At 62.3% G+C, this 20,618-nt stretch carries 16 protein-coding genes and 1 pseudogene; 7 read left to right on the plus strand and 10 right to left on the minus strand.

The annotated features are described in order from the left end of the window. Positions 1–130 precede the first annotated feature (130 nt). The 7 genes and pseudogenes from AC6CIG_RS04250 to AC6CIG_RS04280 all read left to right on the plus strand — a co-directional run bounded on the left by AC6CIG_RS04250 (position 131) and on the right by AC6CIG_RS04280 (position 8,868). The gene (locus tag AC6CIG_RS04250; protein ID WP_018095808.1) at positions 131–1,075 is read left to right on the plus strand and encodes an ABC transporter permease; all 945 of its coding nucleotides are present in this window, start codon (positions 131–133) and stop codon (positions 1,073–1,075) included. Further along, the gene (locus AC6CIG_RS04255) at positions 1,072–1,890 is read left to right on the plus strand and encodes an ABC transporter permease (protein ID WP_018095807.1); all 819 of its coding nucleotides are present in this window, start codon (positions 1,072–1,074) and stop codon (positions 1,888–1,890) included. Before AC6CIG_RS04250 ends, AC6CIG_RS04255 begins: the two co-directional genes overlap by 4 nt. Next, positions 1,887–3,515 (plus strand): dipeptide ABC transporter ATP-binding protein, encoded by a 1,629-nt coding sequence (locus AC6CIG_RS04260; protein ID WP_127712476.1) that lies wholly within the window; start codon positions 1,887–1,889, stop codon positions 3,513–3,515. Before AC6CIG_RS04255 ends, AC6CIG_RS04260 begins: the two co-directional genes overlap by 4 nt. A gap of 1 nt (position 3,516) precedes the next feature. Further along, positions 3,517–4,380 carry a serine hydrolase gene (locus AC6CIG_RS04265; protein ID WP_164867095.1) on the plus strand — a complete coding sequence of 288 codons (864 nt, stop codon included), beginning with the start codon at positions 3,517–3,519 and terminating at the stop codon, positions 4,378–4,380. 23 nt (positions 4,381–4,403) lie between these two features. Then, complete coding sequence (locus AC6CIG_RS04270) at positions 4,404–5,948, plus strand: ABC transporter substrate-binding protein (protein ID WP_127712477.1); 1,545 nt, start codon at positions 4,404–4,406, stop codon at positions 5,946–5,948. 160 nt (positions 5,949–6,108) lie between these two features. After that, positions 6,109–7,569, plus strand: coding sequence for a M20 family metallopeptidase (locus AC6CIG_RS04275; RefSeq protein WP_127712478.1), 1,461 nt, complete (start codon positions 6,109–6,111; stop codon positions 7,567–7,569). Between the two features lie 259 nt (positions 7,570–7,828). Next, positions 7,829–8,868: pseudogene (locus AC6CIG_RS04280) on the plus strand (NAD(P)-dependent alcohol dehydrogenase). A gap of 732 nt (positions 8,869–9,600) precedes the next feature. On the opposite strand, the gene AC6CIG_RS04285 reads toward AC6CIG_RS04280, so the two are convergent. The 10 genes from AC6CIG_RS04285 to AC6CIG_RS04330 form a co-directional block, all read right to left on the minus strand. After that, positions 9,601–12,162 carry a GcvT family protein gene (locus AC6CIG_RS04285; protein WP_437411682.1) on the minus strand — a complete coding sequence of 854 codons (2,562 nt, stop codon included), beginning with the start codon at positions 12,160–12,162 and terminating at the stop codon, positions 9,601–9,603. Between the two features lie 261 nt (positions 12,163–12,423). Beyond that, positions 12,424–12,783, minus strand: coding sequence for a cytochrome C oxidase subunit IV family protein (locus AC6CIG_RS04290; RefSeq protein ID WP_100671939.1), 360 nt, complete (start codon positions 12,781–12,783; stop codon positions 12,424–12,426). 11 nt (positions 12,784–12,794) lie between these two features. After that, positions 12,795–13,517, minus strand: coding sequence for a heme-copper oxidase subunit III family protein (locus AC6CIG_RS04295; RefSeq protein ID WP_127709465.1), 723 nt, complete (start codon positions 13,515–13,517; stop codon positions 12,795–12,797). 12 nt (positions 13,518–13,529) lie between these two features. After that, positions 13,530–14,228 (minus strand): cytochrome c oxidase subunit 3, encoded by a 699-nt coding sequence (locus AC6CIG_RS04300; RefSeq protein WP_018095798.1) that lies wholly within the window; start codon positions 14,226–14,228, stop codon positions 13,530–13,532. Further along, the gene (gene ctaD / locus AC6CIG_RS04305; protein ID WP_018095797.1) at positions 14,225–16,006 is read right to left on the minus strand and encodes a cytochrome c oxidase subunit I; all 1,782 of its coding nucleotides are present in this window, start codon (positions 16,004–16,006) and stop codon (positions 14,225–14,227) included. The genes AC6CIG_RS04300 and ctaD overlap by 4 nt, the downstream gene beginning before the upstream one ends. 33 nt (positions 16,007–16,039) lie before the next feature. Next, complete coding sequence (locus tag AC6CIG_RS04310) at positions 16,040–16,984, minus strand: cytochrome c oxidase subunit II (protein ID WP_127712561.1); 945 nt, start codon at positions 16,982–16,984, stop codon at positions 16,040–16,042. A gap of 136 nt (positions 16,985–17,120) precedes the next feature. Next, positions 17,121–17,507, minus strand: a complete 387-nt coding sequence (locus AC6CIG_RS04315) for a c-type cytochrome (protein ID WP_018095795.1) — start codon at positions 17,505–17,507, stop codon at positions 17,121–17,123. A 199-nt stretch (positions 17,508–17,706) separates the two neighbouring features. Then, positions 17,707–18,774 (minus strand): ABC transporter ATP-binding protein, encoded by a 1,068-nt coding sequence (locus tag AC6CIG_RS04320; protein WP_018095794.1) that lies wholly within the window; start codon positions 18,772–18,774, stop codon positions 17,707–17,709. A 6-nt stretch (positions 18,775–18,780) separates the two neighbouring features. Next, a complete protein-coding gene (locus AC6CIG_RS04325) occupies positions 18,781–19,614 on the minus strand; it encodes a carbohydrate ABC transporter permease (RefSeq protein ID WP_018095793.1) in 834 nt (277 codons plus the stop codon). 4 nt (positions 19,615–19,618) lie between these two features. Further along, complete coding sequence (locus AC6CIG_RS04330; protein WP_018095792.1) at positions 19,619–20,554, minus strand: carbohydrate ABC transporter permease; 936 nt, start codon at positions 20,552–20,554, stop codon at positions 19,619–19,621. Positions 20,555–20,618 lie beyond the last annotated feature (64 nt).

Below are 20,618 nucleotides of genomic sequence, written 5' to 3' on the forward strand. Positions count from 1 at the left end.
CTTCCAAAGCCCGCATAAGGCTATGACGAATATGCATAATATTGCGCGTCATTCCTCATTCCCGCATAGTCTGGGCCGAAGAAACCGATGATGGCTCGATTTCAACTCGACCATCAATCGTGGGGAACCGATGCTACGCTTTATCCTGAGCCGTCTGATGATGGCGATTCCGACGATCGTGCTTGTCGCCGTGGCGGTCTTTGCACTGATCCGCTTCATTCCCGGTGACCCCGCCGCGCTGATGCTGGGGGACATGGCTCAGCCCGATCAGATCGCAGCAATGCGCGTGGAGCTCGGTCTCGACAAGTCCATGCCCCAACAATTCCTGATCTGGGCCGGCGATGTGCTGCGAGGCGATTTCGGCCGCTCGATCGTCAATGACGAGGCCGTGCTGCCGCTGGTCGTTTCGCGCTTTCTGGTGAGTGCGGAGATCGTGGTCGTCGCCGTGCTTCTGGCAAGCCTGATTGCCGTACCGGCCGGCGTAATTGCCGCGTGGCGTCAGAATAGCCTGACGGACCTGGCTCTGGTTGGAACGGCAACGGTTCTTCTGTCCATCCCGACCTTCTGGCTCGGCTTGCTGCTGCTGTTGCTTTTCGGGCTTGAACTCGGCTGGCTGCCTGTTCTGGGCTATGTCTCGATCGGCGACAATCTGACCGCCGGTCTGCTCTATCTCGTCCTGCCCGTCGTGACGCTGGTCATCCATGAAGCGGGAGTGCTGATCCGCATGGCGCGTGCCTCCACGTTGGAAGTGCTGCGTCTCGACTACATTACCCACGCCCGTGCGAAAGGGCTGTCGGAAAGCGCCGTGCTCTGGCGCCATGCGTTCAAGAACGCCTTCGGTCCGACCTGGACGATGATCGGCCTCATCCTGGGCAATCTGCTGGGCGGCATTGCCGTCATCGAGACGGTCTTCACCATTCCGGGGCTCGGCCGACTGATGGTGGACAGCATTTTCGCGCGCGACTACCCGGTCATCCAGGGATGCCTTCTGTTCGTTTCGCTCTCCTATGTGCTGGTCAACCTCGTCGTCGACCTTCTCTACCCTCTCTTCGATCCGCGTGTTGTCGCCGAATGAAAAACTTCACCCTCAACGGACTGATCGGCGGCATCCTGATCGCCACCCTGATCGTCACCGCTGCCGTCGGTCTCTTCTGGACACCCTTCGACCCGATGAAGCTCTCCTTCACCGCGCGGCTTGCAGCTCCCGGCAGCGCGCATCTGCTCGGCACCGACGAATTCGGCCGGGACGTCTTGAGCCGCCTGATGGTCGGCGCCCGAGCCAGCGTCTGGATCGGCGCGCTCACCGTCGGCTTCGCCACTGTCTGGGGGACGCTCATAGGCCTCATCAGCGGTTATGCGCGCGGCTGGGTGGACGGCATCATCATGGCTGTCAACAACGCGCTTCTCGCTTTTCCCGGCATATTGCTGGCGCTCGGGCTGCTCGCCGTTTTCGGCGCCAACCAGTACGGCATCATTTTCGCGCTCGGCATCGCCTATACGCCTTCCATGGCGCGCGTCGTGCGCGGCGCCGTGCTTTCGCTGAGGGAGCGGGAGTTCATCGAGGCTTCGCGGGTGATGGGAAATGGCGAACTTTATACGATGTTGCGCCATATCCTGCCGAATTGCGTGGCGCCGATCACGGTTCTCGCCACCTCCATGTTCGGCTGGGCCATCCTGTCGGAAAGCGCGCTCTCGTTTCTGGGCCTCGGCGTGCCGCCTCCGGCGCCGACCTGGGGCAACATGCTGGCGGCCGGGCGGCCATTCCTCCAGCAGGCCGCATGGCTCGGATTGTTCCCCGGCCTGTGCATCGCGCTGACGCTGCTTGGCATCAATCTTCTGGGCGACGCGCTCCGCGACCGGCTCGACCCGCGCATGAGGGGCCTGAAATGACGATGGACAAGCTTCTCACCGTCTGCGGCCTTGCGCTTGAAGTCGCAAGAACCGGCCATCAAGTCGTCAAGTCGGTCTCCTTCGACCTCGCGCCGGGCGAGATCTTCGGCATCGTCGGCGAAAGCGGCTCCGGCAAGACGCTGGCGACCCGAGCGCTGATCTCGCTGCTGCCGCCGACCGTCAAGGTCGCCGGCGGGTCGGTGTCCTACAGGGGCCGCGACGTGCTGAAGATGAAGGAAAATGAGCTTCGCCATCTGCGCGGTGCAGAGATCGGCGTCGTCTTCCAGGAGCCGATGACCTCGCTCAACCCGTCGATGACGATCGGCCGGCAGCTGGAGGAAGGCCTCATCCTGCACACCAAGGCCTCGGCGCAGGAGCGACGCTCCCTCATCCTCGACATGTTGAAGCGGGTCGGAATCCGCGATCCGGACGGGGCGCTTGCCTCCTATCCGCACGAGTTTTCGGGCGGCATGCGCCAGCGCATCATGCTCGCCTCCGTCATGCTCTTGAAGCCGTCGCTGCTGATTGCCGATGAGCCGACCACTGCACTCGATGCCGTCATCCAGCGCGACGTGATGGAACTGATGGTGGAACTGACGCGGGCGGAAGGTACGGCCGTTTTGCTGATCAGCCACGATCTTCCGATGGTGGCGCGCTACACGAGCCGTATCGTCGTGATGGAAAAAGGCTCGATCGTGGAACAGGGCCGGACCGAGGACCTGCTCAAGGCACCGCAGCACCCCTACACAAAGAAGCTCCTCTCCTCGCTGCCCTTCCGCGGCCGGGCGCGCCAGATCGACATGACGAGGGTGCCCATGATCTCGGCCCGCGATATCATCGTGGACTATGCGGGCCGAAAGTCGCTGTTCAGGAAGAACAGGCCGAAGCGCGCGCTGCATGGCGTCAGCATCGACATTCACGAAGGCGAGGTCGTGGCACTCGTCGGCGGTTCCGGTTCCGGCAAGACGACGCTCGGCCGAACCATTGCCGGTCTCGTCACGGAAAGCGAGGGCCGCATCCAGTTCCAGGGACGGCCGCGCACCGAAAACTGGACCGATTATCGGCTCAACTGCCAGATGGTGTTCCAGGATCCCTATTCATCGCTCGATCCGCGCATGACCATCGACGCGCTAGTCGAGGAGGCCCTGAGGCTGGTCCCGGGCCTCGATGGCAAGGCCAAGCGCAAGCGTACCCTGGAAACGCTGGAGGAAGTCGGCCTCGGGGTCGACTATGCCGGCCGCTATGCGCACGAACTCTCCGGAGGTCAGCGCCAACGCGTCGCCATTGCGCGTGCGATCGCGCGGCGCCCGCGCTTCCTGATCGCGGACGAACCGGTATCCGCGCTCGACGTGACGGTCAGGGCGCAGGTCCTCGATCTCTTCTCGGATCTGCAGAAACGCTACGGCTTTTCCTGCCTGTTCATCAGTCACGACCTCGGCGTCGTCGAACAGGTGGCCGACCGCGTCGTCGTCATGCAGGACGGCCGGATCATCGAGGAGGGAGATCGCGACACGATTTTCGACAGTCCGAAGGAAGCCTATACGCGCCGGCTTCTCTCGGCCATTCCCGCCCTCGACCAGAACGAAAAGGGCGGCGTGACACTCAAATGGCGTCTGGAGAATTGATGTGGATAGGCTAACCGATTCTGGCCGGGTGAAGGAAAGGCTTGCGGAGATCTGCGACGCGCAGCCTTTCGTGACACGCTTCGTTGTGCGCAACCTCAGGACCGGAGAGACGATCGAACGCGGGGCCGACGAGGAAACGCCTTCTGCCAGCACGCGCAAGACCTCGATCATGATGGCGGCGCTGAAGGCGGTGCACGAGGGGCGGCTGGATCTCGACGAGCCCATCACTTACGAAGCCCGCTTTGCCGAGGAAGTCGCCAGCGGCATGTTCCGGTATTTGACGCCCGGGATCGTGATTTCGTTGCGCGACGCGATAACCGGTATGATGGTGCTGAGCGACAATGTCTGCACCAAGATGGTGTTCGAGCGTCTGACGCTGGAGGAAGTGGACAGCTACTGCAAATCGATCGGCATGCACGGTACGCATCATCGCTTCCTCATTCCGCCGCTGGCCCTGCCGCCGGACCATTCGCTGACCTCGGTCACGACCACGACAGCCCGCGACCAGGCCTTCCTGCTGCAGACGATCCTGGACGCGCAGACCTCTCCCGAGGCGATCGCGAAGCTCGGCACATCGCCGCAGTTGTGCGCCTATGCCTTGCAGACTCTGAAGAACCAGATCCTGCGCTATGCCATTCCGTCGCGCCTGCCGTTCGGCACGGTGGTTGCGCACAAGGGCGGCACGGGTAAGCGCGGCCGCATGAATGCCGGCATCGTCTATCGCGACGGCGCCCCCTTCTACATCATCTCCGCCTATACCGACGAAGTGCCGCAGGTCATGCCGGACGGCACACCGGGTTACACGATGGCGCTCGAGACGATCGGCAGGCTTTCGCGTGCCTGCTGGGACGGATTCCACTCATAACGATCAATAAAGAGGGTAGAACAATGAGAAAGCTTCTTCTTGCGGGCGCCGCACTGCTCGCCACGGCCAATATGGCAGCAGCACGCGACATCACGATCGCGCAGAGCTCAGATCTGCGCAGCAACAATCCGGGCGTCAACCGCGACGGCAATACCGACAGCATCATCCTTCACATCGTCGAAGGCCTCGTCGGCTACAACAATGTCGGCGAAGTGAAGCCGCTCCTAGCCAAGAGCTTCGAGATGTCGGCCGATGGGCTGACCTATACGTTCAAGCTGCGCACCGACGTGAAATTCCACAACGGCAAACCGATGACGGCCGACGACGTGGTGTGGAACTGGACGCGCTACCTCAAGCCCGAGACGAAGTGGACCTGCCTGAAAGATTTCGCAGAAGGCGGGGCCGCGCCTGTAGCCGGCGTCAAGGCCACAGATGCGGCAACCGTCGAGATCACGCTCGCAAAGCCGTCGGCCGTTTTCCTTGGCCTGATGTCGCGTCCCGAATGCGGCTTTACCGGCATGATTTCGCCTGAATCCGTCGCTGCCGACGGCAGCTTCGTCCAGCCGATCGGGACCGGCCCCTTCATGTGGGGGGAATGGAAGAAAGGCGAGTACATCCATCTCGAGAAATTCGCGGATTATGTATCGCCGGCAAACGATGGAAAGCCGGATGGCATGGTCGGTTCAAAGCGGCCCCTTGCAGACGGTGTCAAATTCATGGTCATTCCGGATGCCTCGACCGTGAAGGCAGGCCTGGAATCCGGTGTGCTCGACACGGCGGAAATCTCGCCGGATCTCATTCCCGAATTCCAGTCGAGCGAAACGATGCAATTGATCGTCGCGCGCAACAACGGCAAGAACCTCTTCTACATTCAGACCCGCGACAAGGTCCTGAGCAATCCGGGCGTGCGCCGCGCCATGGCGATGGCGCTCGATCTGGATCAGCTCGTTGCTGCCGCCTCCAACGGCACGGGCGAGGCGAACGGCTCGATGGTGTCGCAGGACTCGGTCTATTTCAGCGAAACGCAGAAGAAGCGTCTTCCCTATGACATCGAGGCCGCCAAGAAGGAGCTGGCGGATGCGGGCTACAACGGCGAGCCGATCTCGATCATCGCCAACAAGCGCGGCAACGTGCCGAGCTTCCCGGCCGCCGTCATGGCGCAGGCGATGATGCAGCAGGCCGGCCTCAACGTACAGATCGAGGTTCTGGACTACGCAACCCAGGTCGACCGCCGCCGTTCCGGCAATTACCAGGTCATTTCGCAGTCGGTCGCGCCGCGTCTCGACCCCGCCCTGATGTATTCCTTCTACGTTGGCGACAAGGACGAGAACGCTTCCCTGATGTGGGACGATCCGAAGGCTATCGAACTGATGAACGCAGCCTATGCCGAGGCTGATCAGGGCAAGCGCCAGAAGATCTTCGACGAGTTCCACGAGCTCATGCTGAAGGAAATGCCGGGCATCTTCCTTTACGACATGGTCGATGTCTGGGGCGCGACCAGGAAGCTGAAGGGCCAGCCGGTCTGGCAGTCGAACGCCCGCCTTTGGGAGGTGTCGGTCGCCGACTAGCCCCCTGATCGCCTGCGCCGGGCGGCAGAACACCGACCCGGCCAATCCATCACCCATCGGACCGACCCGGTGAAGCGACCTTTGCGCGTCTGAAAAGACGCGCTGCGCTGCAGGCGCCGGCGATCTCCTGCGCCCGCCCTTCGAAATACGAGGACATGTCATGAACCGAGAGGACGTGATCTCGATCGCCACGGCGATCGAATCGATGAAACCGGAGTTTACCCGCTTGAGCGACAGCATCTGGGATTTCGCCGAGCTGAAATTCGAGGAGCAGCGCTCGTCCGGGCTGCTTGCCAAGGCTCTCGAAGACAATGATTTTTCCGTTCGGCGCAGCGTGGCGGGCATGGACACGGCCTTCATCGGCGAGTCCGGCAGCGGCAAGCCGGTGATAGCCTTTCTGGGGGAATTCGATGCACTCGCCGGCATGAGCCAGACGGCCGGGATCGCCGAGGCGAAGCCGCTTGTCGAAGGTGCCAGTGGCCATGGCTGCGGCCATAACCTGCTCGGCGTCGGTTCGCTGATGGCGGCAATCGCACTCGCCCGGCATCTGAAGGCCCACAATCTGCCCGGGACCGTGCGCTATTACGGCTGCCCCGGCGAGGAGGGCGGCTCCGGGAAGACCTTCATGGTGCGTGCCGGCCTGTTCGACGACGTCGACGCAGCGCTTACCTGGCATCCGGCACCGTTCAACGGAGTGCGCTCCACCAACAATCTTGCCGTTCTCGAATATTTCTACCGCTTCAAGGGCGTGGCCGCGCACGCCGCGAACGCAGCCCATCTCGGCCGTTCGGCACTCGACGCTGTCGAACTCATGAATGTCGGCGTCAACTTTCTGCGCGAGCACATGCCGCAGGATTGCCGGGTGCACTATGCAATCACCGATACCGGGGGCAAGGCGGCGAATGTCGTGCAGGCGAACGCCGAAGTACTCTACCTGATCCGCGCGCCGGAAATGCCACAGGCGCTCGAGCTCGCCAGCCGTGTCGAGAAGGTGGCCCGTGGCGCAGCCATGATGACCGAGACGGAGGTGGAAATCGCCTTCGACACGGCCTCGACCAACCTCCTGCCCAACATCACGATCGAGACCGCCATGCATGAGAACATGGTGGCGCTCGGCCCGGTCGCCTTCGACGAGGCCGACGTCGCATTCGCCAGATCCATTCAGGAGACGTTCTCGCAAGAGGCAATCAAAAGCAGCATCCGCCTCTACCAGATGAAGCGCGACGTCTTCTCCAACGCCAATGTCGATGGATCGTCACCACTGCATCTCGGCCTGCGCGAATTCGAAGGCCATTCACACTTCCGCGCCGGCTCGACCGATGTCGGCGATGTCAGCTGGGTGACGCCGACGGCGCAGTGCTGGGCGCCGGCATGGGCGATCGGCACCAACCCGCATACCTGGCAGGTCGTTGCGCAGGGCAAAAGCCCGATCGCCCACAAGGCGACGGCGCATGCCGCCAAGACGCTCGCCACGACGGGTCTGTCGCTGATGACTTCGCCGGACCTGCTTGCCGCCGCCAGGGCGGAATGGCTGGAGAAGACGGACGGGAAATCCTATGTCTGCCCCATCCCGGCCGATGTCATGCCGGGGTCGCATTTTCATGATCCATCGGTCCGATGATGGTTTCGGTTTCGATCCTTCCGTCAGGGGTCGACCGTCCCCACCACCTCGTGAGATGTTCTGCATCGGCAAATAAGCTTCGCCGGGCGTTCTTCTCTTCATCGAATCGCAAAAACACACTAGCTCTTCTGACTTGATGGAATTGCTGACGGAAATCGCTGCGCGGGTCTTCCGGAATTGCTGCAGAGGCGGCACGGGCCCAAAAACCATCTCGATCCAGGGCAGTAAACGGCAACTTATTGTACGAGGAGAACGGGTAGTGGCAAAAGCGCTTGTACTTGAAAAGAAGGGACAATTGTCGCTGCGCGACATTCCGGTCAGGCGGGATCTGTCGCCCGCCGACGTGCTGATCGGAATCCGCACCGTCGGCGTTTGTGGCTCCGATGTCCACTATTATACCCATGGAAAGATCGGGCCCTTTGTCGTCAACGAACCGATGATACTGGGTCACGAGGCCGCGGGCGTCGTCCTGGAGGTCGGCTCGGAAGTCCGGCATCTGAAGAAGGGCGACCGTGTCTGCATGGAGCCCGGCATTCCGGACCTCTCCTCCCGGTCGTCCAAGCTCGGCATCTACAATGTCGATCCGTCCGTACGGTTCTGGGCCACGCCGCCGGTCCATGGGTGCCTGACGCCCGAGGTCGTTCATCCGGCGGCCTTCACCTATCGCCTCCCCGACCACGTGTCCTTCGCGGAAGGGGCGATGGTCGAGCCGTTCGCCATCGGCGTGCAGGCCGCCCTTCGCGCGGGCATCAAGCCGGGGGATGTCGGCGTCGTCATGGGGGCCGGCCCGATCGGCATGATGACGGCACTGGCCGCGCTCGCGGGGGGATGCTCCAAGGTTTATGTGGCTGACCTCGCGCAGCCGAAACTGGATGTCATCGGGGCCTATGAGGGTATCGAGACAATCAATGTCCGCCAGCAGGCGGCATCCGAGGCTCTCGCGCAGGCGACGGGCGGCTGGGGGGGGATGTGGTCTTCGAGTGCTCCGGGGCCGCACCCGCAATCCTTGCTCTTCCTGGTCTTGCGCGTCCTGGCGGAACCGTCGTGCTCGTCGGCATGCCCGTCGACCCCGTCCCCTTCGACATCGTCGGTATGCAGGCCAAGGAACTGCGGATCGAGACGGTGTTCCGCTATGCCAATGTCTACGACCGCGCCATCGAACTGATCGCCTCCGGCAAGGTCGATTTGAAACCGCTGATCTCTGCTACCATTCCGTTCGACGAGAGCATCGCCGCCTTCGACCGCGCCGTCGAGGCGCGCCCCACGGACGTGAAGATACAGATCGAGATGCCGGCGTAAGAGCCCGTGGCGCGGCTCTTCGAACGCGGGCAGGTGCCGGCCGTAAAGCTGATCGGCGTCACAGGTTGACTCTTCCCCCGCATATTCGCAAGCGAAAGTTGTAGTGGCCGCACATCTCGGTCCCTTATTCCTGTGCTCGTCACGGGAATTCAGCCAGACCAAGTCCTTGGGCTGAAAAGGCTCTTCCGCGCCACAGACGCGGCGCTGCTGGATCCCTGTGACGAGCACAGGGAGGGCGGAGAGGGTGCGGTCCCTCGGGGCGTTTCATAAACCGTGAAGATAGCGAGGCGGCGCGGAAAGTCGCGGGTCACGCCCGTATACAGCGCCCCGCTTCGCTTCGCTTCGATGCGAGGATGTAGACGTAACCTTTCATTGCGTGACAGGCTGATCATTCCTCGCATATTCGCAAGCGAAAGTTGTAGGAGCCGCACATCCCCGGTCCCTCATTCCTGTGCTTGTCACAGGAATCCAGCCAGACCAAGTCCTTGGGCTGAAAGAACGCTTTCCGCGCCGCAGACGCGGCGCTGCTTTCATCCCTGTGACGAGCACACGGATGAGGACGGAGAGATTGCAGTTCTCCGACAACTTTCCTACAGCGCCGCGCGTCTTATGCTGCATGTTTTCGTCCTTTGATCGACTACGAACAAGGAAACATGCCGAAAAGACCGGCCAGAGCTTCCACGTGGTTTCACGCCGGTTGGCCTGAAACCACGGACAGGTTATCCGGCCCGGTTACGTCCGCGGCTTCAGGTTCTCCGGGTCGTAAAGCGGCTTGTAGCCGACGCCGGCGACCTCGACCGGGTAGGTCTCGGCAAAATACTCGACATTGAGCTTGCGGCCGACCTGGCAGTAAGACCAGGGCAGATAGGCGAGCGCGATGTTCTTCCCGATCGTCGGGCCGTAGGCGATGGAAGTGGTGTAGGAGCGGCGGCCGAGTTCGTCGACCAGCACCTCGCCGGTCTCCGGGTCCATGACCGGCAGGTTGCCGACGGGGTAGCGCTTCACCCCGTTCCTGTCGGTGTTCTCCGTCATGAGGAGCGTGCAGAGCATGGCGGGCTGGTGCTCGCGCGCCTTGTACTCCATATGCTTCGCCTTGCCGCGGAAGTCCGCTTCCTTGACCTTCGGACGGGCAAGGTCCGCCTCGATAAGATTGTAGTGGGTGAGAAGATCCGCGTTCTGCAGGCGGAGGCTCTTTTCCATCCGGCGCGAGTTCGCGTAGGTCTCGACGCCGAAGGCCATGACGCCCGTGGCGCGCAGCGCATCCCAGACGGCCAGGCCGTCCTCGTATTTCATGTGCAGTTCCCAGCCCTGCTCGCCGACATAGGAGATGCGGAAGGCGGAGACCGGCCTGCCGGCGATCTCGATCTGCTTGATCGCGGCGAAGGGGAAATTCTCCGGATCGAGGCCGGCCGGTTCCGCCACGACCTTCTTCAGCGTTTCGCGGGCATTCGGGCCCCAGATGCCGATGGTGACGAACTTCTCCGAAACGTCGGTGATGGTGACGTCGAGCCCCCGGTCTTCCGCGACACGGCGCATATAGTGGAAGTCACGCGGGCCGGCATCGGCACCGTTCACGAGGCGGCAGCGTTCGCTCATGCGGAAGACGGTGAAGTCGGCGCGCACCATGCCCTCGTCATCGAGGAAGTGGGTGTAGATGCCCTTGCCGATATTGCCGTCTCCGCCGATCTTGGCGGCGCAAAGCCACTCGAGAAGCTCCACATGGTCCGGCCCTTCGATATCCACCATGTGGAAGTGCGAGAGGTTGACGATGCCGCAATCCTCGCTCATCGCCAGATGCTCGGCGTTGGAAACGCGCCAGAAGTGGCGGTTGTCCCACTCGTTCTCGCGAACCGGAATGCGGTTGCCGTATTTTTCGAGCAGGTGCTCGTTGGCGGCATAGCCGTGCGCGCGCTCCCAGCCGCCGAGTTCCATGAAGTAGCCGCCGAGCTCCTTCTCGCGCTCGTAGAAGGGCGAGCGCTTGACGTTGCGGCCGCTCGCATAGGGCTCGCGCGGATGCACGGCCGGGAAATAGATCTTCTGCGCCGCCTCGAAGCAGCGGCCTTCGATGAACTTCTCTTCGAGCTGGTGCGGGTAGAAGCGCGCGTAGTCGATCGAGGCGTGGTCGGTATGGGTACGCCCGTCCGTCATCCAGTCGGCGATCAGCTTGCCGTAGGCCGGGCCGTCCTTGACCCAGATGGCGACGCAGTACCAGAGGCCGCGTACCTTCTGGCTCTCGCCGCAGGAGGGGCCGCCGGCGGCCGATACCTGCAGCAGGCCGTTGAAGGAGTGGCCCTCGTTATAGCCGAGCTCGCCGAGGATCGGCGTAAGTTCCATGGCGCGCTCGAGCGGCTCGATGATCTGCTCCATATCGAGGTCGCGCTGCGAGGGCGACAGGCGTGCCTCGTGCTTTTCGAGGATGTCGCGCGGATGGCAGAGGCGCGGATTGTCTGTTTCGTAATAGCCCCATTCGATCTGGCCGCCCTCGGTGGTCCTCGGGTCGCCGGTGTCGCGCATATAGGCCGAGTTGCCCTGATCGCGCAGCAGGGGGAAGCCGATTTCCTTGCCGGTGCCTTCGAATTCGTTGTAGGGGCCGAAGAAGGTGAGCGGATGATCGACCGGCATGACGGGCAGGTCCTCGCCGACCATTTCAGCGATCAGGCGACCCCAGATGCCGGCGCAGACCACGACATGGTCGGCCATGATCGTGCCGCGATGTGTGACGACGCCCTTGATACGGCCGTTTTCGACGAGCAGCGCAGTTGCCGGCGTATTGCCGAATATCTGCAGCTTGCCGGACTTTTCCGCCGCATCGACCAGCTTGCCGGCAACCGTCTGCGAGCGCGGGATGACGAGGCCGGCATCCGGATCGAACATGCCGCCCATCACCTGATCTTCCTCGATCAGCGGGAACAGCTTCTTGATTTCGGCCGGCGAGACATAGTGTGCGCGGGTGCCGAAGGCCTTGGCGGAGGAATGCTTGCGCTTGATCTCCTCCATCCAGACGTGGTCGCCGGTGCGTGCGACTTCCAGACCGCCGATGCGGGCGTAGTGACCCATCTTCTCGAAGAAGTCGATCGAATACTGCGTCGTCCAGACCGAGAGATAGTCGTGGCTTGTGGTGTAGCAGAAGTCGGAGGCATGTGCCGTAGAGCCGATATCCGTCGGGATGCCCGACTTGTCGATGCCGACGATATCGTCCCAGCCACGCTCGATGAGGTGGTGGGCGATCGATGCGCCGACGATGCCACCCAGTCCTACGATTACGACCTTCGCCTTTTCCGGAAACTCTGCCATTGATGCGACCCTGGTTTGGTTTTGAAGCCGGATATTAGAGCCTGCCGCGCCGCGAGTTGAGCCTGTCTACGACATAATCGTCGTGCTGCACGACCAGAATGTTGCGGGCGGCGGGCGGGCACGGTCGCGGCCGCGAGGACGCTCATCTAGCTGATATAGCGAGAAAATACACCCTGCGGGGCGGCGAGGAACAGGTTTTTCCTCGAACAGGGAGGCGGCAGGCGGACGCGTCGCCGAAACGCGGCCTTTCGGCAGCCGCCTTTACTCGCCGCCACCGAAGAAGGTGAGGCGCGTGAAGAGGACATAGTTCGATTCCGACACCATCAGCGCCACGAAGACGAGCACCAGCAGCGGGGGCAGAATGATCGCGTAGATCAGCGCCAGGCGTTCCCACGCCATATGCATGAACACGGCCACGATGAGGCCCGCCTTCAGCATCATGAAGATGAGGATCAACGACCAGCGGAGATAGCCCTGCAGGCCGAAGTAATCGACGAGGTATGAAAGAGCGCTGAGGACGAAGAGCAGCCCCCAGACCAGGAGGTAGAGCTTGATCGGGTGCTGCTGGTGCTCCGTATGGGCGGCCGCAGGTTGTGCCGGATGTATTTCCGCGTGAGCCACGATGCCCTCCCTCACCAAAGATAAAAGAATGCGAAGATGAAGACCCAGACCAGGTCGACGAAGTGCCAGTAGAGGCCGGTTATCTCGACGATCTCGTAGCGCCCCTTGCGGCTGGTGAAGAAGCCGCGCCGCTCCGTTTCGAAATCGCCGCGCCAGACCTTGCGGGCGACGATCAGCAGGAAGATCACGCCGAAGGTGACGTGGGTCCCGTGAAAGCCGGTGATCATGAAGAAGGAAGAGCCGAATTGAGCGGCTCCCCAGGGGTTGGCCCAGGGCCGCACGCCCTCGGCGATCAGCTTCGACCATTCGAACGCCTGCATGCCGACGAAGGTGGCGCCGAAAAGCGCCGTCAGAAGCATGAGCGCCGCGGTCTTCCGCCGGTCGCGGCGGTAACCGTAGTTGACGGCCATGGCCATGGTGCCGCTGCTCGAAATGAGAACGAAGGTCATGATGGCAATGAGGATCAGCGGCATGTGCGTTCCGGCGATTTCGAGTGCGAAAACCTCGCTCGGATTGGGCCATGGAACGGCGGTGGACATTCGCGCCGACATGTAGGCAAGCAGGAAGCAGCCGAAGACGAAGGTGTCGCTGAGGAGAAAGATCCACATCATGGCCTTTCCCCAGGAAACATCCTTGAAGGTGCGCTGGTCGGAGGCCCAGTCCGACGCGAGACCCGCCAGACCGGCGGGGCGCGGGAGCGTTTCTGCTGCGGGCTTCTTCATCGGTGCAGACATGTTCAACGGTTCCTATGTCAGCAGTTGGCGGCAGAAATCGATCACGCCGCTGGCCCAGCCGGCAAAAAGAGCGAAGAGAACCAGCCAGACGATCAGCATGAAATGCCAGTAGATGGCGCAAAGCTCGATCGACAGGCGCGTTCTGTTGTCGAGCGGTGTTTGCGAGGCATGTGCGGTTACCCGGCCGAGAGCGAAGAGCCCCCCGATGATGTGCAGGCCGTGCATGCCCGTAAGCAGATAGAAGAAGCTGTTGGCCGGATTCCCGGCGACGAAATATCCGGCGTCCGACAGCGCACGCCAGGCGAAGAGTTGACCCACGAGGAAAGCAAGGCCAAGAGCGAGCGCCGCCAGGAGACCGATCCGAGCCGCCTCGTCGTTCCGCCGCCCTGCCTCGACCCTGGTCCAGTGCAGGGTGATGCTGCCGGCGGCGAGGATGCCCGTATTGAGCCAGAGAAGGCCGGGCAAAGGCAGCGCGCCCCAGTCGGATGACGCCATGCGCATGAAATAGGCGCTGATCGCAAGTGAAAACAGCGCGCCGACGACGGTGAGAAATACGCCGAGACCGATTTTTGCCGGTGGCAAACGTGTTGCGCCCCGCCGGTCGTGGAAGTGACCGACCTCGAGCCAGGGGCGCGATGTCAGGCGCTGCCCTGCGAGCCACCAGACGACGATGGCGGCGATCGCCGCCAGAAAGAAGGCGACGATGCTCATGAGACGGTCTCGTGACTGAGGCGGCCGGGCGTCGGCTGGTTCTGCGGGATGAAATCCTCCGGCGCGCCGGGGACGCTGTAGTCATAGGCCCAGCGGTAGACGACGGGCAGTTCATCGCCCCAGTTACCGTGAGGCGGCGGCGTCTCGGGCGTCTGCCATTCGAGCGTCGTCGCGCGCCAGGGATTGCCCCCGGCCTCCCGCCCGTGGCGCAGGCTCCAGCCCAGATTGAAGAGGAACAGGATCTGCGCAGCGCCGACGAGAAGCGCCATGACGCTGATGAAAGCGTTGAGCTCGGCGATCGAAGTCGTCACGAAAGATGCCTCGCCGAGCTCGTGATAGCGGCGCGGGACTCCGATGAGGCCGAGATAATGCATCGGAAAGAAGATGGCGTAGGCGCCGATGAAGGTGACCCAGAAATGGATCTGGCCCATCGCCTCGTTGAGCATGCGCCCGGTGATCTTCGGATACCAGTGATAGATGGCGCCGAAGATCACCATGATCGGCGCCACGCCCATGACCATGTGGAAATGCGCGACGACGAACATCGTATCGGAGAGCGGCACGTCGACGACGACATTGCCGAGAAAGAGACCCGTCAGCCCGCCATTGACGAAGGTGACGATGAAGGCGAGGGCGAAGAGCATCGGCAGCGTCAGATGGATATTGCCGCGCCAGAGGGTGAGGACCCAGTTATAGACCTTGATCGCCGTCGGCACCGCGATGATCAGCGTGGTCGTGGCGAAGAAGAAGCCGAAATACGGGTTCATGCCGCTGACATACATGTGGTGCGCCCAGACGATGAAGGAGAGGCCGCCGATGATGACGATCGCCCAGACCATCATGCGGTAGCCGAAGATGTTCTTGCGGGCATGGGTGCTGATGAGATCGGAGACGATGCCGAAGGCGGGCAGGGCGACGATGTAGACTTCGGGGTGGCCGAAGAACCAGAACAGGTGCTGGAAGAGAATCGGGCTGCCGCCGCCATATTGCAGCTGCTCGCCCATTTCGACGATGGCCGGCATGAAGAAGCTCGTGCCGAGCAGCCGGTCGAAGAGCATCATGACGCAGGCGACGAAAAGGGCAGGGAAGGCAAGCAGCGCCATCACCGTCGCGGTGAAGATGCCCCAGACGGTCAGCGGCAGCCGCATCAGCGTCATGCCGCGTGCGCGGCCCTGCAGCACGGTCACGACATAGTTGAGGCCACCCATGGTGAAGCCGATGACGAAGATGATCAGCGACGAGAGCATCATGATGATGCCCCAGTCCCTGCCGCCGGGCGTGCCGGAAAGGACGGCCTGCGGCGGATAGAGGGTCCAGCCGGCGCCGGTCGGTCCGCCGGGCGTGAAGAAGCTTGCGGCCAGGACGATCACGGCGAGTAGATAGATCCAGTAGCTGAGCATGTTGGCATAGGGAAACACCATGTCGCGCGCGCCGACCATCAGCGGGATCAGATAGTTGCCGAAGCCGCCGAGGAAGAGGGCGGTGAGCAGGTAGATCACCATGATCATTCCGTGCATGGTGATGAACTGATAGTAGCGCTCGGCATCGATCAGCTCGAATGTGCCGGGAAAACCGAGTTGCAGCCGGATCAGCCAGGACAGCACCAGCGCCACCATGCCGATGGCGATCGCGGTCGTGCCGTATTGAATGGCGATGATTTTCGCATCCTGGCTGAAGACATAACGCGTCCACCAGCTATGCGGATGGTAAAGCTCAACATCCTCGACTTCGGGAGGCGGAAGTGCCTCGCCAATACCGGACCGGACGTCGACCATCATATCTCCTCCCCAGGGGCTACTTCACGGCACCTCCTACTGTGCCGCTGAGGCGGCGACCGTTGTCGCCGCCGGGCCGAAGCATTCTCGCTCTTCTTCAAAAAGCGCGAATGCTCCGGTTCCTTGTTCGATCGCAACTCCGGACGGAGAACCGCTACACGCTTTTCCCGGAATTGCTTTTGTTTCCAATGATGCGGACAGTTGCGAAAAGGTCTGCTGCTCGGCGAGCCAGGCCTGGTAGTCTTCTTCGGTGTCGACCACGACGGTACCGCGCATCTGCGGGTGGCCGACGCCGCAGAGTTCCGCGCAGAGTATCTCGAAGGTTCCGGTCCGCGTCGGCGTCAACCAGAAATAGGTGACCATGCCTGGCACCATGTCCATCTTGGCGCGGAATTCGGGGACGTAGAAATCGTGCAGGACGTCGACCGACCTAAGCAGCATCTTGACCGGCTTGCCGACCGGCAGGTGAAGCTCGCCGCCTTCGATGATGATGTCGTCCTGCCCGGCGGCGTCGTCCCGATTGACCCCGAGCGCGTTTTCGGGGGCGATATCGCGCGTTTCGGTCGTGCCCAGCTTACCGTCCGCGCCGGGCAGCCGGAAGCTCCACAGCCATTGCTGGCCGATCACCTCAACTTCGGACGCATCCTGCGGGACGGTGACGAACTGGTTCCAGACGAAGAGGCCCGGCGCCAGCATCGCCGCGACACCGAAGGTCGTGCCCGTCGCGAGCCAGCCTTCGAGCCGCCTGTTTTCGGGCTCGTAAGCGGCGGTATTGCCGGGTCGGTGGCGGAAGCGCAGGACGCAATAGGCCATGAACAGGACCACGGCGGTGAAGGCGATGCCGGTGATCCAGAAGGTGATGGTGATGGTATTGTCGATGTAACTCCAATTGGAGGCGATCGGGGTCCACCACCAGGGACTAAGCAAATGGAACAACACCGAGCCGACGGCCAGCAGAACCAGAATCACTACCACGGCCATTCCCTGACCCTCCCCCGCCGTGATCGGCCGTGAGACGAATACGCAATCGCAGAGTTCCGATCACAATTATTGCACGAACGGAAAATACTGGCAAATCATCGGGACGAGATCGAATTCTCACTTCCCGCAAGTATTCCTATTTGGGATGCTGCTTCATGTAGGCGATCACATTGGCAATCTCCTCGTCCTTCTTGAGGCCGGGGAATACCATCTTCGTGCCTTTGACCTTGGCCCTGGGGTTACGCAGATATTCGGCGAGCGTCGCGTCGTCCCAGACGAGACCACCCTTGCCCGCATCGATCATGGCTTGCGAATATTTGAAGTCCGCATGGGTGCCGGCCGTCCGGCCGATGACGCCTTGCAGCGAAGGACCGACCTTGTTCTGGTCCTTGTCGATCACGTGACAGGTGGCGCATTTCTTGAAGACGGTGGCGCCGGCCTCGGCATCGCCCTCCTGGGCAAGCCCGGCGAGCGGACAGAGCGAGAGTGCCGAAAAAGACAGGGCAGCAAGTGCAATTCGCATGATACTTCCTCAATTTCGCCCGGCGCGGGGCAAGGAAGGCTATCGTCAAATCTGCTTTGGCGGTGCTTGCTTCTCTTAAGGAATGGTGCGCCGGGGCGGTTGATACGTGCGACAGGAAAGAAGCTAGTCCTTGTCGTAGAGAAGTCAATTGCTCCTTCCGGCTAAGCCTGAACCTGCGGGCCGCCATTCGGCGCGTGCGTCAGACGCGCTTGCCCTCCGCATCGAAGAAATGCAGGTGGTGGGCGGGGAAGTGGACGGGGATCGTGCCGGACGCCGTCAGGAACGACCGGTCGTTGGTGAAGACCTTGAAGGTCGCCCGCCCGAGCGAGAGATGCAGGATGATGCCGAAGCCCGTCGGCTCGACCAGATCGACGCCGGCAAGCAGCGTCTCCGGGCCGTGGCCGGCAAGCACGACATGTTCGGGACGGATGCCGAGCGTCACCTTTGCGTTATTCGAAAGGGGCGCGGCCGCGTCGAGCGGGATGCCGATCTCATCCGACATCTCGAAGCGCGGCGCGTCGCCCGCGTGGCAGGTACCTTCGAAGAAGTTCATGCCCGGCGAGCCGATGAAGCCGGCGACGAAAAGATTGGCCGGACGGTCGTAGAGATCGAGCGGGCTTCCGACCTGCTGGACCACGCCGCCGTTCATGGCGACGATGCGGTCTGCCAGCGTCATCGCCTCGATCTGATCGTGCGTCACATAGATGGAGGTGGCGCCCAGATCCTTGTGCAGTTTCTTGATCTCGGCGCGCATCTGCTCGCGCAGGCGCGCATCGAGATTGGAGAGCGGTTCGTCGAAGAGAAACGCCTTCGGCTCGCGCACGATGGCGCGGCCCATGGCGACGCGCTGGCGTTGGCCGCCGGAGAGCGCCTTGGGGCGGCGATCGAGCAACGGGTCGAGGCCGAGCTTGGCAGCGGCGCCAGCAACGACTGTCGTTATCCTTTCCTTGGCCGTCTTGCGCAGCCTCAGGCTGTAGCTCATGTTTTTCGCGACCGACATATGCGGGTAGAGCGCGTAGGACTGGAACACCATGGCAATGTCGCGGTCCTTCGGAGCGAGTTCGTTGACCCGCCTGCCGGCGATGCGGATCTCGCCGCCGGTCACGCTCTCGAGCCCGGCGATCATGCGCAGAAGGGTCGACTTGCCGCAGCCGGAGGGACCGACGAGCACGACGAACTCGCCGTCGCTGATCTTGAGGTCGACGTCGTGCAGCACCGGATGGGTACCGTAGGACTTCTTGATGTTGGCGATGTCGATGGAAGCCATTGCGTATCAGCCTTTCACCGCGCCGGCCGTGAGGCCCTGGACGAGATAGCGTTGAATGAGGAGGAAGAAGAGGCAGGCCGGTATCAGCGCCAGCACGCCGGCGGCCATCATCTGCCCGAAGTCGACCGAGAATTTCGAAACGAAGGACAGGAGCCCGACCGGGAAGGTCGCCTGTGCGTTGCCGGAGATCAGCATCAGCGAGAAGAGCAGTTCGCTCCAGGCGGCGGTGAAGACGAAGCCTAGGGTCGCGGCGATTCCGGGCAGCGTCAGCGGCAGGATGATTTGGCGGAAGGCGACGAACTGCGTCGCGCCGTCGATCATCGCCGCCTCTTCCAGGTCCTTCGGAATGCCGTCGAAGAAGGACTGCATCAGGAATGTCGCGAAGGGGACGTTGAAGGCGGTGTAGACGACGACGAGCCCGGTGAGGCTGTTGGTCAGCCCCAGCGGCGAGAGGATCTTGAAGATCGGCGCGACCAGCATCACCAGAGGAAACATCTGCGTCAGCAGCATCAGCGTGACCAGCCAGTATTTGCCGCGGAACCGGAAGCGCGAGAGCGCGTAGCCGGAGAGCGAGGCGAGGATGGTGACGATGACGGCGGTCGACCCCGAAACGATCAGGCTGTTGCGGAAGAACACCGGGAAGGCGCTGTGCCGCAGCACGAAGTCGAAGTGTTCGAGGCTCGCCCGCGACGGCCAGAGACGAATGCCCTCCGAATAGAGGAGGTCGTTCGGCGTGACGGCGACCTTGAGCAGCCAGAAGAGCGGGAAGAGCGCGAAGGCGATATAAGCGAGAATCGCCAGGCGATGCGCAATGGTCAGAAATGCTTGTTTGGCGCGCATGGTCTCAATCCTTGCTCAGGAGCCATTGCCGCAGGATCACGATCAGCAATGAATAGGCGAGGAGCAGCGCCAGCAGCACCAGCGCGATCGCCGAGGCATAACCGAAATCCAGCCGCTTGAACGCCTGGGTGAAGATGTAGCTTGCGACGATCTGGGTTCGGTCCGCCGGCCCGCCATTGGTCATGACGATGATGAGATCGGCGAAATTGGAGATCCAGACCGTACGCAGCAGAATGGTGATTGCGATCGTGGGCGCCAGGAAGGGAAGGGTGATCGAAAGGAAACGCTGCACCGGGCCGGCGCCGTCGATGCTCGCTGCCTCGTAAAGGTCGCGCGGGATCGCCTGGAGCGCTGCCAGCAGTGTGATCGCGAAGAAGGGGATGCCCCACCAGATATTGGCAATGATCGGTCCCCACATGGCAAGCTGGGGATCGGACAGAATGTTGGTCGGCTGGCTCATGATGCCGAGAGCGAAGAACCAGTGCGGCAGCGGACCGACGACGGGGTTGAAAAGCCAGGCCCAGTTGAGGCCGGCCAGAAAACTCGGCACCGCCCAGGGCAGGAAGACGAGCGCCTGTGCAACCGCACGCCCATAGAATGGCTTGTCGAGCAGGAGTGCCAGGATGAGCCCGAAGGCGAACTGCAGGAACACGGAGGCGCCGGTCCACCAGAGCGTGTTGCGCAGCGAACGGAAGAATGCCTGGTCCTGGGCGAGCGCGCGGAAATGATCGAGGCCGACGAAACCGCCGGAGAAGGGGTTGAGCAGCTGGATGTCGCGGAAAGCGTAGGAGATGCCGAGCACCAGAGGCACGAGCATGACCGTAACGATCAGGATGAGCGCCGGAGCGGTATAGAGATAGGGCGCAGAGGCGTCGGCGATCCGCTTCATCAGCGGCGGACGGGTTGCGGGCAGGCCGTCATGGCGTGCGGCATAGGCCATCGATCGAAATTTCCCCTTTTTTGACCGCCGTTATCGATCGGCGTGCCTTTTCTTGCGTCGGACG

This window comes from Sinorhizobium sp. GQ132, assembly GCF_059758575.1.